Here is a 12,619-nt window from a genome sequence, read left to right on the forward strand (position 1 = left end):
CACCGAGATGCGATGTGCAACCCGAACCGGTGACGCGCTCGTTTGCCTCACACTCGCCCACAGAGGAACCCCTGATCAGCGCCTGGTGACCGCGGTGATCCTGGGAGAACGGTAACGATCGTGAGGCCGCATCGGCTATGCCTCGACGTCGCGCAATCCGGCACGTTCCGCGATGTCGACGAGCTGCTCACGCCACCGCACCCATTCCTCCGGGGTCTTGTCGGCGAGGTTGCCGTCCCCGTCACCCGCGAGTCCGTCGAGCATCTCGCGCACGATGTCCGCGTGTCCCGCGTGCCGCGCGGTCTCGTACGCCATGTGCACGAGGATCCGGTGCACCGTGACGTCACGGTGCCCCTCCGGCCACCACGGCACCGTTCCGGGGGCGTCGAGGTCGAGCGCCTCGATCGTGGCGTCGGCGTGCGCGGCGCTGCGGTGGTGGAACGCCACGACGTCGGCCATCGTCTCGTCGAGCGACGCGTACATGTCCGCGCCGTCCCACGACTCGAGCCAGGCGGGCGCATCGGGCAGCGGCCGCCCGAAGACCTCGCCGAAGTACCCCGCCTGCACCCCGGCGACGTGCTTCACGAGGCCGAGGACGTTCGTGCCGGTCGGCGTCACCGGCCAGCGGGCCTGCCGTTCGGCCAGTCCGTCGAGCTTCGCGAGCAGTGCGGCCCGGTGCTTCTGCAGGTACCGGTGCAGTGTCTGCTTGACCACGGCGGCGGCGGGGATCCCCGTCGAGCCCTCGTCCGACAGCAGTGCGTTCCCGCTCGCCGCAAGGGTGCTGGGGGCCGCTGGGTGCACCCGGGGGACGGCGTCGGTGTCGCTCATGCCCTCGATCGTGCCACCCGGGCCTCCTGCAGGCGCGCCGTCTCCTGGACCGCGACCCGTTCGGCCGTCAGCAGCAGTCCCGCGACGTCCGCCGACGTGCGGGCAGGTGCGTCGTTCCAGCTGGTCAGGTCGCGCACCCGTCCCATCCGGATGTCGGGTGCCGGGCACCAGAGCACGGGCTCGCCCTCGTCACGGGCGAGCGCGTGCCAGACGACGTCGAGCGAGTGCTGCACCCGTGGCGCGTGCACGGCGTGTGGCCCGCCGGCAGCGGACACCACCGCTCCGACCAGGCAGGCGCCGACGAGCGGCCGGCCCTGCACGTCCATCGCGGCGGCGCTGGAGGCCTTGCACACGCGACCGTGCTCGTCGAGGTAGGCGAACCAGGCGTGCTGGATCCACCCGCGCTCGACGACGCCCCGGGCGTCCGACAGCAGGTGGACGAGCTCGCCGAGCTCGCGCAACCGGTCGTCGAGCCGTCGTGCGCGTGCTGCGGCGCGGTGGTCGGCGAACCGGTCGAGGAGCCCGCGCAGACCGCGACGCTCGGGTCGGACGAGGGCGGGGGAGGCGTCGGTGGCGACGTCGTGCTGGACGCGGAGCTCGAGGGTCATGGTGGCCCCTCCGATCGGCTGTGCACGGATGGTGCGGTCACGATAGCCCGGCCGGGACTCAGCCGTCCAGCACCGCGTCGATGCTCCGCCGTGCGACGCTCCGGAAGGCGCGGTCGTCGGCCGTCGCGAGCGCGGAGGCGAGCGCGATCGCCCAGCCGCGTGCACGTCCCCAGGTGGTGTCCGGAACCGTGACCAGCGCGCGGAACGCGTGACGCCCCTGCCGGTCGAGCGTCAGCCAGGCGGTCGCGAGGTCCACGGCGGGGTCCCCCGCGGTCACGTCACCGAAGTCGATCACCGCCGACAGGCGGTCGTCGCCGTCCGGGCGCTCCACGAGCAGGTTGAACGGGTGCAGGTCGCCGTGCACCCAGACGGGAGGCCCGGTGTGCGCCGGCAGCGCGGCCGCGGTCCGCCAGGCTGCCGCCAGCTCGACGGCACGGGGCACCTCTGCCGTGTCGAGTCGCGCCAGGACGGCGTCGCTGCGCGTCGCGAGCGGCACGCCCCGGAACGGGTTCAGCGGGGCGTCCGCCGGCGCGGGCACGTGCAGCAGTCCGACGAAGGCGGCGAGCGCCTCGGCCACGGGCACCCCCGCAGCTCGCTCGCCGATCGGCGCACCGGGCAGCCACCGCACGACGCTCCACGACCACGGGTACCGGGGCCCCGGACGTCCGACGCGCACCGGTTGCGGCACCGGCACGACGGGTGCGACACGGGCGGCGATCTCCGGCAGCCAGCGCTGCTCGTGCTCGACGAGCTGCGCGGCGACCGCCCGTCGGGGCACGCGCACGGCCAGGTCCGCGCCGAGGCGCAGCACGACGTTGTCCCAGCCGTTCGCCACGACCTCGAGCGGCAGTCCGGCCAGGTCGGGGTGCTGGTCGTGCAGCAGGGCACGGACCAGCGGGACGTCGACGTCGACCTCGGCGGACGGGGTGGGCATCGCGTCAGGCTAGTGGGCCGCGGGACACATGCCCGCGAACTGGGGCCGCTGGCCCGACACGACTCTGGGTATCCTCATGGGCAGGTGACGTGGGTGTTTCCCTGGGGGGACCCGCGTCACTCCGGGGCGATGATCGCGACGAGCCGCGGGATCTCCGGTCGCAGCCGCTCGGTGACGAACGCGTCGAGCAGGACCGTCCAGAGCTCCCGAAGCCCCTCGAACAGGTCCGCGCGGCGCGTCAGGACGTCGGACACCGTCTGCACACCCGTGTACGCACGGACGACGACCCGGCCGACGAGCTCCGGGTCCCACCGCGGGTCCAGCTCGCCCGCGTCGACGGCCTGCCGGGCGAACCCGGCGACCACCGTCGTCCAGTCCGTGTACGGGTCCTCCCGGGCGACCTCGCGCGCCGCGACGTCGGTCGACAGCCGGACGCCGGCGCTGACGACCACCTCGGCGGTGATCTGCACCGCGAGTCCCTGCGACAGCCACATGATCGACTCGAGCGGGGTGGTTCCCCGTGCGACCGCGGCCTCGCCGTACCGTCGGGAGATCGCGTGCTGCTCGGCCACCACGGCACCCGCCATGTCGGCCTTCGACGTGAAGTGGAAGTACAGCGCGCCCTTGGTCATCCCGATCCGCTCGGCGATGCCGTCCATCGAGGCGCCGACGTACCCGCGCTCGTCGAACTCCCCGGCCGCCCCCTCGATGATCGCGGTCCGGGTCGCGAGCGATCGCTGCTGCCGGGTCGGTCGGTCCTGCGCCATGGGCACCGATCGTAGCCAGCGCGGACTGCGCGCGGGGACAACCGGGCGGCGTTCGGCATGTGTTCGGGCACGTGCCCTACGGTCGGCGCCATGGACGGATGGCGGAGCCCGGCGCGCTGGGCACGGACCGGACGGTGGCTGCTGCTGCCGATCGCGGTGCTCGACTGGGTCGCGCTCGCACCGCAGACCGTGGTCGTGCTCGCGTTCCTCGTCGCCGTCGTCGGGCTCGCCGGCATGGCCGCGGCCCTCGTGGTGCACATGCTCGGGCGGTCCCGCGGGGCGATGGCCGCCGTCGGGGTCGTGCTGCTGCTCGGTGGGCTCGTCGTGTTCGGCCTCGACCCGTTCCCCGGCTCCTTCCCGCTGATCGACCCCTGGTGGCCCGAGTCGATCACGCAGCCGCAGCACGTCGGCAGCGCCTACTGGCAGCTCGCCGGCCTGGGCATCGAACTCGCCGGGTTCGCCCTGCTCGCCACGCTGCTCGTGGTCACGCTCACGGGGACCCCCCGCACTCGCCAGGACCGCTTCCGCTCCTGACGCCCGCGGCACGGGTGACGCCACGCCCGCTCAGCGGCGGGTGAGCACCACGAGGGTCACGTCGACGCCGACGCCGACGCCGACGCCCTCGGGCATGAGTGCTCGGACCCGCTCCACGACCGCGGCGCCGTCCGACGTGGACCGCACCAGGTCGGCGAGGTCGTCGAGGTGCCGCAGGCCGTCCAACGTCAGGACGCCCTGCGTGCACACCACGAGCCGGTCACCGGGTCCGAGCTCGAGCACCCCGGGGGACCGCGGGATCGACGGGGGCTGCAGTCCCAACGGCAGGTCGAGCGAGTGCAGGGTCCGGCCGGTGCCGTCGGCACGGACGAGGACGGCGAGGCCGTGCCCGGCGTCACCGAAGTCGGCGTGACCCGTCGTCGGGTCGAGCCGCAGGTGGAAGAGCGACCCGACAGCGTCCGCAGCCGACAGGTCGGCGGTGATCTGGGCCTCCAGGCCGCCGATCGCGTCCTGCATGGCGGTGCCGGTCCGCGCGACCACCGCGCCGTGCACGGCTGCGGCGAGCAGTCCGGACGCCGGGCCTGCGGCGGTGACCCGGCCCACGGTCACGTGCAGCGCGCCGTCCGGAGCGACCCGCCAGTCGGCCACGTCACCGCCGCCGGCGTCGTGCTGCGCGGCCAGGACGTCGAGGGAGTGCCCGAGGACCTCCACGGGTTCCGGCGCCAGGCCGTCGAGCGCCATGCGGGTCCGCCCGCGGTCCATGGCCTCGCCGAGCTCCCGCTCCGCCCACCTGGCGAGGTCGCCCAGCAGCGCGAGCTCGTCGACCCCGAACTCCCGCGGCTTCGCGTCCATGATGCAGAGCGTGCCCACACGGGTTCCGTCGACCATGGTCAGCGGCGCGCCCGCGTAGAACCGGACCCCCTGCTCCGTGACGGCGGCCGGTGGCGGAACCGGGGGTCGAGCGTGGCGTCCGGCACGACCATCGGCTCGTTCGTCAGCACCGTCGCCGAGCAGAACACCTGCTCCTCCGGCGCACTCCCGCCCTGCCGCCAGCCCTGCGTCGACTGTGCCGTGACGACACCGCCGTGCACCAGGTTGAGGAACGTCAGGGGGACCCCGAAGGCCTCCTGCGTCATCCGCGTGATGCGGTCGAAGCGCTCCTCCGGTCCGCTGCCGAGGACACCGAGCGCCTCGACGACGGCGGTGCGGTGCGCTGTGGCGGGGTCGGGCGCGGTCATCCGGCCTGTCTACCCGCACCGTCCGACAGGAACCAGTCCCGCGGGTGGGGGTCAGCGGTCAGCTCGCGCCGCTCCGACACCGGTGCCGCCCACGCTGCGGCGTTCGACAGCACCCGCTGGATGTCCGGGTGGTGGTAGACCGGGTACTCCTGGTCGCCCGGCGAGAAGTAGAAGACCTTCCCCAGACCGCGGCGGTACGCGACGCCGGAGCGGAAGACCTCGCCGCCGGCGAAGGTCGACAGGAAGACCTCCTCGTCGGGGCGGGGGATGTCGAAGTACTCGCCGTACATCTCCTGCCGGTCGATGACGATCGGGTGCGGGACCCCGGCGGCGATCGGGTGCTCCGGGGCGACGGTCCAGACGAGTTCGCGTTCGCCGTCGTTCCGCCACTTCAGCGAGCAGGTCGTGCCCATCAGGCGCTTGAACGGCTTCGAGTAGTGCCCGGAGTGCAGGACCACCAGGCCCATCCCGGCGTGCACGGCGTCGACGACCAGGTCCACGACGGCGTCGCTCACCTCGTCGTGGGCGGCGTGGCCCCACCAGAACAGCACGTCGGTGACGGCGAGCCGCTCGGCGGTGATGCCGTGGTCGGGTTCCTGCAGGGTGGCGGTGGAGACTTCCGACCCGGGCTGCAGCTGCCGGAGCGCCTCGGCGATGACGCTGTGCATGCCGTCGGGGTAGTGCCCGATGACCGTCGCGTCGCCGCGGGTCTCGTGCACGTTCTCGTTCCAGACCAGGATGTTCAGGGGAGGGTTCTCGGTCGTCGTCGACATGGCGGCCACGCTACCGGGTGTCTCCCGGACGGGTCCGGGACGATGTCGGCATGACTCCGCGCTCCCTGTTCCGTGCCGCCGCGGTCGCCGAACTCGTGACCTGGACCCTGCTCGTCATCGGGATGGTGCTCGAGTACGGCCTCGACGCCGGCGACCGGGGCGTCCGCATCGGCGGTGGCGTGCACGGCTTCGTGTTCCTCGCGTACCTGGTCGTCACGACGGTCGTGGCGGTGAACCAGCGCTGGTCGCTCGGCGTGCTCGTGCTCGGGTGGGTCAGCGCCGTCGTGCCGTACGCGACGGTGCCGTTCGAGGTCGCGGTCGCCCGCCGCCGCATGCTCGAGGGGTCGTGGCGCCGCTCGCCGGACCACCACTCGGGGTTCTGGGACCGCCTGCTGTTCTTCGTGGTGCGTCGCCCGGCGATCGCCGCGGGCGTCGGCGTCGTGGCGGTCGCCCTGGTCTTCACGGGCCTGCTGGCCGCGGGCCCGCCGCGCGTGGCTTCATGAGCGGTACGTGACTTCGTGAGCAGAAATGGTCGGGTTCGTGATGCGGACCCGACCGTTTCTGCTCACGATGCGCGGCCCTGGTCGCGACCACACCACGGACGGGAGGCCCGGTGCCAGCTGGCACCGGGCCTCCCGTCCGTGGTGGGCGCGGCTAGAGCGCTGCCAGCGTCGCGTTCAACGTGGCGGACGGACGCATCACCGCGCTCGTCTTGGCGTCGTCGGGGCGGTAGTAGCCGCCGATGTCGGCCGGGTGCCCCTGCACCGCGACGAGCTCGTCCACGATGGTCTGCTCCTGCTCGCCGAGCTTCGCCGCGATCTCCGCGAAGGCCGCCGCCAACTCGGTGTCCTGGGTCTGCGCCGCGAGCTCCTCAGCCCAGTACTTCGCCAGGTAGAAGTGGCTGCCGCGGTTGTCGATCGAGCCGAGCTTCCGGCCGGGGGACTTGTCCTGTTCCAGGAAGGTCCCGGTGGCGCGGTCGAGGGTCTCGCCCAGGATCTTCGCCCGCTCGTTGCCGGTCACACCAGCCAGGTGCTCGAGGCTGACGGCCAGCGCGAGGAACTCGCCCAAGCTGTCCCAGCGCAGGTAGTTCTGCTGCACGAGCTGCTGCACGTGCTTCGGCGCCGAACCGCCGGCACCCGTCTCGAACAGGCCGCCACCGCCCAGCAGCGGGACGACGGAGAGCATCTTCGCCGAGGTGCCGAGCTCCATGATCGGGAACAGGTCGGTCAGGTAGTCGCGGAGCACGTTGCCCGTGACCGAGATGGTGTCCTCGCCGCGGCGGATGCGCTCGAGCGAGAAGCGCATGGCGTCCTCGGGTGACAGGATCTCGATCTGCAGGCCGTCGGTGTCGTGCTCGCCGAGGTACTGACGGACGAGCCCGATCAGGTTGGCGTCGTGCGCGCGGGTCTCGTCGAGCCAGAACACGGCGGGCGTCGCGGAGGCACGGGCGCGGGTGACGGCGAGCTTCACCCAGTCGCGGATGGCGACGTCCTTGGTCTGGCAGGCGCGCCAGATGTCGCCGGGCTCGACGTCGTGCTCGATGACGACGTCACCGGCGGCGGTCGTCACGCGGACCACACCGGCACCGGGGACCTCGAAGGTCTTGTCGTGCGAGCCGTACTCCTCGGCCTTGAGCGCCATCAGCCCGACGTTCGGGACGGAGCCCATCGTCGCCGGGTCGAAGGCCCCGTTGACGCGGCAGTCGTCGATCACGGTCTGGTAGATGCCGGCGTAGCTCGAGTCCGGGATGACGGCGAGGGTGTCGTGCTCGTCGCCGTCCGGGCCCCACATGTGCCCGGAGGTGCGGATCATCGCCGGCATCGAGGCGTCGACGATGACGTCGCTCGGCACGTGCAGGTTCGTGATGCCCTTGTCCGAGTCGACCATCGCGAGCTCGGGTCCGGCGGCGATGCCGTCGGTGAAGGCCTGCGCGATCTCGGCGCCGTTCGGCAGGGCGTCGAGGCCCGCGAGGATCGAGCCGAGGCCGTCGTCCGGGGTGAGGCCCGCCGCGGCGAGGTCGGCGCCGAAGCGCTCGAACACCGACGGGAAGAACGCCCTGATGACGTGGCCGAAGATGATCGGGTCGGAGACCTTCATCATCGTGGCCTTCAGGTGCACGGAGAACAGGATGTCCTCGTCCGCAGCGCGCTTGATCTGGTCCTGCAGGAACGCCTCGAGCGCGGCGACGTGCAGCACGGTGCCGTCGATGACCTCGCCCTGCAGCACCGGGATGGACTGCTTGAGGACCTGCTCGGTGCCGTCCTCGGCCACGAAGGTGATCGTGAGGACGTCGTCGGCGGGGGCGATCCAGGACTTCTCGTTCGCGCGGAAGTCGTCGACGCCCATCGTGACGACGTTCGTCTTCGAGTCGGATGACCACGCGCCCATGCGGTGCGGGTGCTTCCGGGCGTAGTTCTTCACCGAGAGCGGCGCGCGGCGGTCGGAGTTGCCCTCGCGCAGGACCGGGTTGACGGCGCTGCCCTGGACACGGTCGTAGCGGGCGCGGGCGTCGCGCTGCTCGTCGGTCGTCGGCTCGTCCGGGTAGTCGGGCAGGTCGTATCCCTGCGACTGCAGTTCCTTGATCGCGACCTTGAGCTGCGGGATCGACGCCGAGATGTTCGGCAGCTTGATGATGTTCGCCTCGGGGGTCTTCGCCAGCTCGCCGAGCTCGGCGAGGGCGTCGTCCAGGCGCTGCTCGGCAGTGAGCCGCTCCGGGAACTGGGCGATGATCCGGCCGGCGAGCGAGATGTCGCGGGTCTCGACGTCGACACCCGCGGTGCCGGCGAAGGCCTGGATGACCGGGAGGAAGGAGTGGGTGGCGAGGAACGGCGCCTCGTCCGTGAGGGTGTAGATGATCTTGGCCATGCTGGCGGGTACTCCCTTGTTCGACCGTCGGTACGTCCACGGTACTCGTGGCGCGGGATGTCTCGACATCAAGATACATGGTGCCCCCTGACGCCCGGCAGGCACTCGGCGGAGATCCAGGAGGCGCATCGCAGGTACATAGAAACGTGACGTCTGCTGGTCTTCCGCAGTTCCCGAGCCGCAGGAGGGCGACCATGACGACGACACGGCAGACACCCGAGGACTCGGGCTGGACCGCAGAGGACCTGCGCTCCGCCTACGCCTCGGACGGCAGCGGCCCGTACCGGTACGCCCCGGACGGCAGCGGCCCGTTCTCCTACGACCCCGACGGGTCCGGACCGTGGCTCGTCGGCCCGGAACCCCGCGGTGGTGGCCGTGGGTTCGCCCCGCGGCAGCGCGGGAGCCGCTCGCGACTCAGGCGGATCGGGACGGCCTGCACCGCCGGGGCGCTGGCGCTCGTGATCGCGGTCGGCAGCGTGTCGGTCATCGCTCACACCGCTCCTCCACACCCCTCGGTCCAGGCGAGTGCTCTCCGCAGCGGAGAACCCGACGGGGCCTGATCGTCCGGGTGGTGCCACGCTGGACCCGTGACCGAACTCCTCGTCGTGGGTGTCATCGCCCTGATCGCCATCGCGGGTGCCGCCGTGCTCGGGCCCCGCATCGGGGTCGCTGCGCCGCTCGTGCTCGTCGTCGTCGGGATCGTCGCGAGCCTGCTGCCGTTCATCCCGGACGCCGAGATCGAGCCGGAGTGGATCCTCGCCGGGGTCCTGCCTCCGCTGCTCTACTCATCGGCGGTGTCGATGCCGTCGATGAACTTCCGGCGCGAGTTCGGCGCGATCAGCGGCCTGTCCGTCCTGCTCGTCGTCGCCAGCAGCCTCGTGCTCGGGCTGTTCTTCGCCTGGGTGATCCCGGGCCTCGGGTTCTGGTGGGGCATCGCCCTCGGCGCGATCGTCAGCCCGACCGACGCCGTCGCCACCTCGATCGTCAAGCAGACCTCGGTCTCGCGCCGGGCGATCTCGATCCTCGACGGCGAATCACTGCTCAACGACGCCACCGCGCTCGTGCTCCTGCGCACCGCCATCGTCGCCGCTGCAGCGTCGTTCTCGTTCTGGGGCGCGCTCGGTGACTTCGCCGGGGCGGTGGCCATCGCTGTCGTCATCGGGTGGGTCGTCGGCTGGTTGAACGTGTTCGTCCGTGCCCGGGTACCGAGTGCCGCGGTGAACACGGCGCTGTCCTTCGCGGTGCCGTTCGTCGCGGCGGTCCCGACCGAGCACTTCGGCGGATCCGGGCTCATGGCCGCCGTCGTCGCGGGCCTGTTCACCGGGATCGTCGGGCCGCGCAAGCTCCCACCGGGGCACCGACTGTCGGACGCCCAGAACTGGCAGACCATCGAACTCGTGCTCGAGGGCGCGGTGTTCCTGACGATGGGACTCGAGCTCGCCACCATCCTCGGCGACGTGCAGGACGAGCATGCGGGCATCGGACCGGCCCTGCTCATCGCCGTCGGCGCCCTCGTGCTCACCGTGGTCGTGCGGACCGCGTACGTCGCCCCACTCCTGCTCGCCCTGTCGGCGAGCGCGAGGCGCGGCGGGCGGATGCAGGAGCGCTTCGCAGAGATGCACGCGGGTGACCGTGACGCGATGAGCGAGGTGATCCGCGAGCACCGGCCGGGCAACCGTGCCCCCTCCGAACGAGAGCTCGACCGGTTCACGACGCGCGTCCGACGGACGCTGGCGGACATCGCGTACTACACGAGGGCGCCGCTCGGCTGGCGGGAGGGCACCGCCGTGGTGTGGGCGGGGATGCGCGGGGCAGTGACCGTCGCTGCTGCGCAGACGTTGCCAGAGGGCACCCCGCAGCGATCGCTCCTGGTGTTCGTCGCCTTCGCGGTCGCGCTGCTGTCCCTGGTGATCCAGGGCGGCACGATCGGCCCGCTGCTCCGACGCATCGCCACCCCCTCGACGGACGCGGCCGCGAAGGACACCGAGGAACGACAGCGGCTCCTCGAACTCATGCGGGACGCCGCCGAGCAGGTACCGGGCACCCGTGAACAACCACCGGCGTCGCGGGAAGAGCTCGAGGCAGCGGACCCGGCCGAGCTCCGGGCTTGGATGGGGCGTGAGAAGGCCAGACGGCTCGCGGTGCTCCAGGCGCAGCGCACGGCGATCCTCGACGCCCGCGACGACGGCACCTTCGACGCCGAGGTGCTGGAGTCGATGTTGCAGAACCTGGACGCCGAGCAGATCGCGCTCGAACTGCGCGGGGCCCCGACCCGGTGACCTGCTCCCCGGGTCGGCTCAGTCGCCGATGGAGACCCGGAACACCCGGACGCCTGCGGTGCGCAGCCCGGCGAGACCGAGTCGCATGCGCAGGGGCCGGAAGGGCCGCCGGAACCCGGACGACGCCGACGCGGCATCGATCTGGTGCAGGACCTCGGACGTCAGGGTGCGCTCGAGCTTCGGTGCCAGCCGGGTCACCCCGGAGACCGTGACGACGATGCGTACGGCGTGCGGTGCGAGCATCGGCGCGATCAGCTCGGCCGCCGCCTGGGCACGGTGGAACGCCGGGTCGTCACCGGGGCGGCGGATCGCGATGACCGCCAGCGTCGCGTCCCAGGTGTCCTCCGGGTCCGGCAGGTCGTCCACCGCGATGACGCGCATGCGTGCGGCGTCGATGCCGGCGCGCACGGCGGCGGCCCGGAGCACGGGCAGGAGTTCCTGGGTGCCGGCCAGCACGACGTGGGCCGACGCCAGGTCGACCGTGCCGTACCGCTCGCGCGGCGTTCGGGCCATGGTGCGGGTCCTTCCGTCGCTTTCCCCCGACCGTACTGATCGGTGGACGCCGGGGGACGCCGACGGGAAGGGTGATCAGGTGCCTCACAGCACGGTCGGTAACGAAAAGATCACGAAAGGGCCTGTACAAAGCGACAGAGTCGTGCAGAATGGTGGGCGGCCATGACGACTGAACCCGAACCCGACCAGCACCCGGAGACCCCGGTGGTGCACCTGTCCCGTCGCGCCGCCCTGGAGGCCGAGCGTGCAGCAGCCCGCGGGTCCCAGCGCCGCGGCAAGGCAGCACCGGCCCCGAAGGCCCCGAAGGCCGCACGGCCCGCGAAGGCTCCCAAGCCCTCGAAGGCCGCCGAGGCCGCGCGGGTCGCGAAGCCGGTCGAGCGCCGGAGGGCGGCCGCACCCGCGAAGTCGATCGTCGTCGCGACGTCCAGCACCTCCGCCACCACCGAGCCGACGGGCCGCCGCGCCGCGGCCGCCCGAGCCACCACAGAGCACGTCGACGACCGCATCCAGCGCATCGTCCGCCGACCCGCCCCCGAGGTGCCCCGCGTCGCCAGCGCACCCCGGGTGTCCCGGTCGGCCCGTGCAGGACGCATCACGCTCACCAGCGCCGCCGCTGCGATCGCGATGTTCGCCGCGTCGGCGATGCCCGCACACGCGAGCGCCGGCACCTCGATGGCCACCTCGACCATCGCTCCGATCGTGCGCACCCAGGACTACGCGGTGACCCAGGCGGTCACGGCCGCCGGGTTCGACCGTGACGGGTTCACCGTCGGCGGCGGCTCGACCGTCACCACGAAGACGGCTGGTTCCGCCGACACCACGACGACCGCCGGTGGCGCCGTGTCCTTCGGCGGCGCCGTCCGCTCGCCGTTCCCCGGGCCGGTGCAGATGAGCTCCGGCTTCGGCTACCGCTCGGCTCCGTGCGGCGCGTGCTCGTCCCTGCACCAGGGACTCGACTTCACACCGGGCATGGGCACGCCGATCGGTGCCGTCGCCGCCGGCACGGTCCGGGTCTCCGGCACCTACTTCTCGTACGGCAACGCGGTCATCATCGACCACGTGATCGACGGACGCCAGGTCTCGACGCTCTACGGCCACATGATCCCCGGGTCGTCGCCGCTCAAGGTCGGCGACACCGTCGCTGCCGGGCAGTTCATCGGGCTCGTCGGGTCGTCCGGCGTCTCGACCGGTGCGCACCTGCACCTCGAGGTCCTGATGGACGGCGTCACACCGATCGACCCCGAGGCGTGGCTCGAAGCCCGCATCGGTCGCTCGCTCACGATCTAGCAGCACGCCGGAACACACAGCCCACGCCGAGC

14 protein-coding genes are annotated in these 12,619 nt (G+C 72.2%); 5 read left to right on the forward strand and 9 right to left on the reverse strand.

What is annotated here, in order from left to right; all coding sequences use genetic code 11:
- Nucleotides 1-135: 135 nt before the first annotated feature.
- From ITJ56_RS07650 to ITJ56_RS07665, 4 genes are all read right to left on the reverse strand, one after another.
- The gene (locus ITJ56_RS07650) at nt 136-828 is read right to left on the reverse strand and encodes a DinB family protein (RefSeq protein ID WP_194629318.1); all 693 of its coding nucleotides are present in this window, start codon (nt 826-828) and stop codon (nt 136-138) included.
- Entirely contained in the window at nt 825-1,436 is a 612-nt protein-coding gene (locus ITJ56_RS07655; RefSeq protein ID WP_194629320.1) for a hypothetical protein, read from the reverse strand. The genes ITJ56_RS07650 and ITJ56_RS07655 overlap by 4 nt, the downstream gene beginning before the upstream one ends.
- Before the next feature lie 58 nt (nt 1,437-1,494).
- Entirely contained in the window at nt 1,495-2,370 is an 876-nt protein-coding gene (locus ITJ56_RS07660; protein ID WP_194629322.1) for an aminoglycoside phosphotransferase family protein, read from the reverse strand.
- Between the two features lie 116 nt (nt 2,371-2,486).
- On the reverse strand, nt 2,487-3,137 hold the full coding sequence (locus tag ITJ56_RS07665) for a ScbR family autoregulator-binding transcription factor (RefSeq protein WP_194629324.1): 651 nt from the start codon (nt 3,135-3,137) through the stop codon (nt 2,487-2,489).
- Between the two features lie 90 nt (nt 3,138-3,227).
- Here ITJ56_RS07665 and ITJ56_RS07670 point away from each other — a divergent pair, with 90 nt between their 5' ends.
- Entirely contained in the window at nt 3,228-3,671 is a 444-nt protein-coding gene (locus tag ITJ56_RS07670) for a hypothetical protein (RefSeq protein ID WP_194629325.1), read from the forward strand.
- Between the two features lie 30 nt (nt 3,672-3,701).
- Here ITJ56_RS07670 and ITJ56_RS07675 read toward each other — a convergent pair whose 3' ends face one another.
- The 3 genes from ITJ56_RS07675 to ITJ56_RS07685 are packed head-to-tail and all read right to left on the reverse strand — an operon-like array spanning nt 3,702 to nt 5,643.
- Nucleotides 3,702-4,484, reverse strand: a complete 783-nt coding sequence (locus ITJ56_RS07675) for a SpoIIE family protein phosphatase (RefSeq protein ID WP_194629327.1) — start codon at nt 4,482-4,484, stop codon at nt 3,702-3,704.
- A gap of 38 nt (nt 4,485-4,522) precedes the next feature.
- Nucleotides 4,523-4,870: a GAF domain-containing protein gene (locus ITJ56_RS07680; protein WP_194629329.1), complete on the reverse strand. Its 348-nt coding sequence runs from the start codon at nt 4,868-4,870 to the stop codon at nt 4,523-4,525.
- Nucleotides 4,867-5,643 (reverse strand): ThuA domain-containing protein, encoded by a 777-nt coding sequence (locus tag ITJ56_RS07685; RefSeq protein WP_228517315.1) that lies wholly within the window; start codon nt 5,641-5,643, stop codon nt 4,867-4,869. Before ITJ56_RS07685 ends, ITJ56_RS07680 begins: the two co-directional genes overlap by 4 nt.
- 50 nt (nt 5,644-5,693) lie before the next feature.
- Here ITJ56_RS07685 and ITJ56_RS07690 point away from each other — a divergent pair, with 50 nt between their 5' ends.
- Entirely contained in the window at nt 5,694-6,146 is a 453-nt protein-coding gene (locus tag ITJ56_RS07690) for a DUF3817 domain-containing protein (RefSeq protein WP_194629331.1), read from the forward strand.
- A gap of 151 nt (nt 6,147-6,297) precedes the next feature.
- Here the strand turns inward: ITJ56_RS07690 and ITJ56_RS07695 are convergent, their stop codons facing one another.
- The gene (locus tag ITJ56_RS07695) at nt 6,298-8,508 is read right to left on the reverse strand and encodes an NADP-dependent isocitrate dehydrogenase (RefSeq protein ID WP_194629333.1); all 2,211 of its coding nucleotides are present in this window, start codon (nt 8,506-8,508) and stop codon (nt 6,298-6,300) included.
- A gap of 194 nt (nt 8,509-8,702) precedes the next feature.
- On the opposite strand from ITJ56_RS07695, the gene ITJ56_RS07700 reads away from it, so the two are divergent.
- Together ITJ56_RS07700 and ITJ56_RS07705 are read left to right on the forward strand one after the other, a co-directional pair.
- Complete coding sequence (locus ITJ56_RS07700; protein ID WP_194629334.1) at nt 8,703-9,068, forward strand: hypothetical protein; 366 nt, start codon at nt 8,703-8,705, stop codon at nt 9,066-9,068.
- 27 nt (nt 9,069-9,095) lie between these two features.
- Nucleotides 9,096-10,787, forward strand: coding sequence for a cation:proton antiporter (locus tag ITJ56_RS07705; protein WP_194629336.1), 1,692 nt, complete (start codon nt 9,096-9,098; stop codon nt 10,785-10,787).
- A gap of 18 nt (nt 10,788-10,805) precedes the next feature.
- Here ITJ56_RS07705 and ITJ56_RS07710 read toward each other — a convergent pair whose 3' ends face one another.
- Nucleotides 10,806-11,300, reverse strand: coding sequence for a hypothetical protein (locus ITJ56_RS07710; RefSeq protein WP_194629338.1), 495 nt, complete (start codon nt 11,298-11,300; stop codon nt 10,806-10,808).
- A 162-nt stretch (nt 11,301-11,462) separates the two neighbouring features.
- On the opposite strand from ITJ56_RS07710, the gene ITJ56_RS07715 reads away from it, so the two are divergent.
- Complete coding sequence (locus ITJ56_RS07715) at nt 11,463-12,587, forward strand: M23 family metallopeptidase (protein WP_194629340.1); 1,125 nt, start codon at nt 11,463-11,465, stop codon at nt 12,585-12,587.
- Nucleotides 12,588-12,619 lie beyond the last annotated feature (32 nt).

Origin of the sequence: Curtobacterium sp. VKM Ac-1376 (assembly GCF_015351025.1) — a bacterium.
In the GTDB taxonomy this organism is placed as follows: Bacteria; Actinomycetota; Actinomycetes; order Actinomycetales; family Microbacteriaceae; genus Curtobacterium.

Bases quoted from the DNA above. Each gene is read 5' to 3' on its own strand.
- ITJ56_RS07650 (WP_194629318.1), bottom strand. From the start codon at position 828: ATGAGCGACACCGACGCCGTCCCCCGGGTGCACCCAGCGGCCCCCAGC.
- ITJ56_RS07655 (WP_194629320.1), bottom strand. From the start codon at position 1,436: ATGACCCTCGAGCTCCGCGTCCAGCACGACGTCGCCACCGACGCCTCC.
- ITJ56_RS07660 (WP_194629322.1), bottom strand. From the start codon at position 2,370: ATGCCCACCCCGTCCGCCGAGGTCGACGTCGACGTCCCGCTGGTCCGT.
- ITJ56_RS07665 (WP_194629324.1), bottom strand. From the start codon at position 3,137: ATGGCGCAGGACCGACCGACCCGGCAGCAGCGATCGCTCGCGACCCGG.
- ITJ56_RS07670 (WP_194629325.1), top strand. From the start codon at position 3,228: ATGGACGGATGGCGGAGCCCGGCGCGCTGGGCACGGACCGGACGGTGG.
- ITJ56_RS07675 (WP_194629327.1), bottom strand. From the start codon at position 4,484: ATGGACGCGAAGCCGCGGGAGTTCGGGGTCGACGAGCTCGCGCTGCTG.
- ITJ56_RS07680 (WP_194629329.1), bottom strand. From the start codon at position 4,870: ATGACCGCGCCCGACCCCGCCACAGCGCACCGCACCGCCGTCGTCGAG.
- ITJ56_RS07685 (WP_228517315.1), bottom strand. From the start codon at position 5,643: ATGTCGACGACGACCGAGAACCCTCCCCTGAACATCCTGGTCTGGAAC.
- ITJ56_RS07690 (WP_194629331.1), top strand. From the start codon at position 5,694: ATGACTCCGCGCTCCCTGTTCCGTGCCGCCGCGGTCGCCGAACTCGTG.
- ITJ56_RS07695 (WP_194629333.1), bottom strand. From the start codon at position 8,508: ATGGCCAAGATCATCTACACCCTCACGGACGAGGCGCCGTTCCTCGCC.
- ITJ56_RS07700 (WP_194629334.1), top strand. From the start codon at position 8,703: ATGACGACGACACGGCAGACACCCGAGGACTCGGGCTGGACCGCAGAG.
- ITJ56_RS07710 (WP_194629338.1), bottom strand. From the start codon at position 11,300: ATGGCCCGAACGCCGCGCGAGCGGTACGGCACGGTCGACCTGGCGTCG.
- ITJ56_RS07715 (WP_194629340.1), top strand. From the start codon at position 11,463: ATGACGACTGAACCCGAACCCGACCAGCACCCGGAGACCCCGGTGGTG.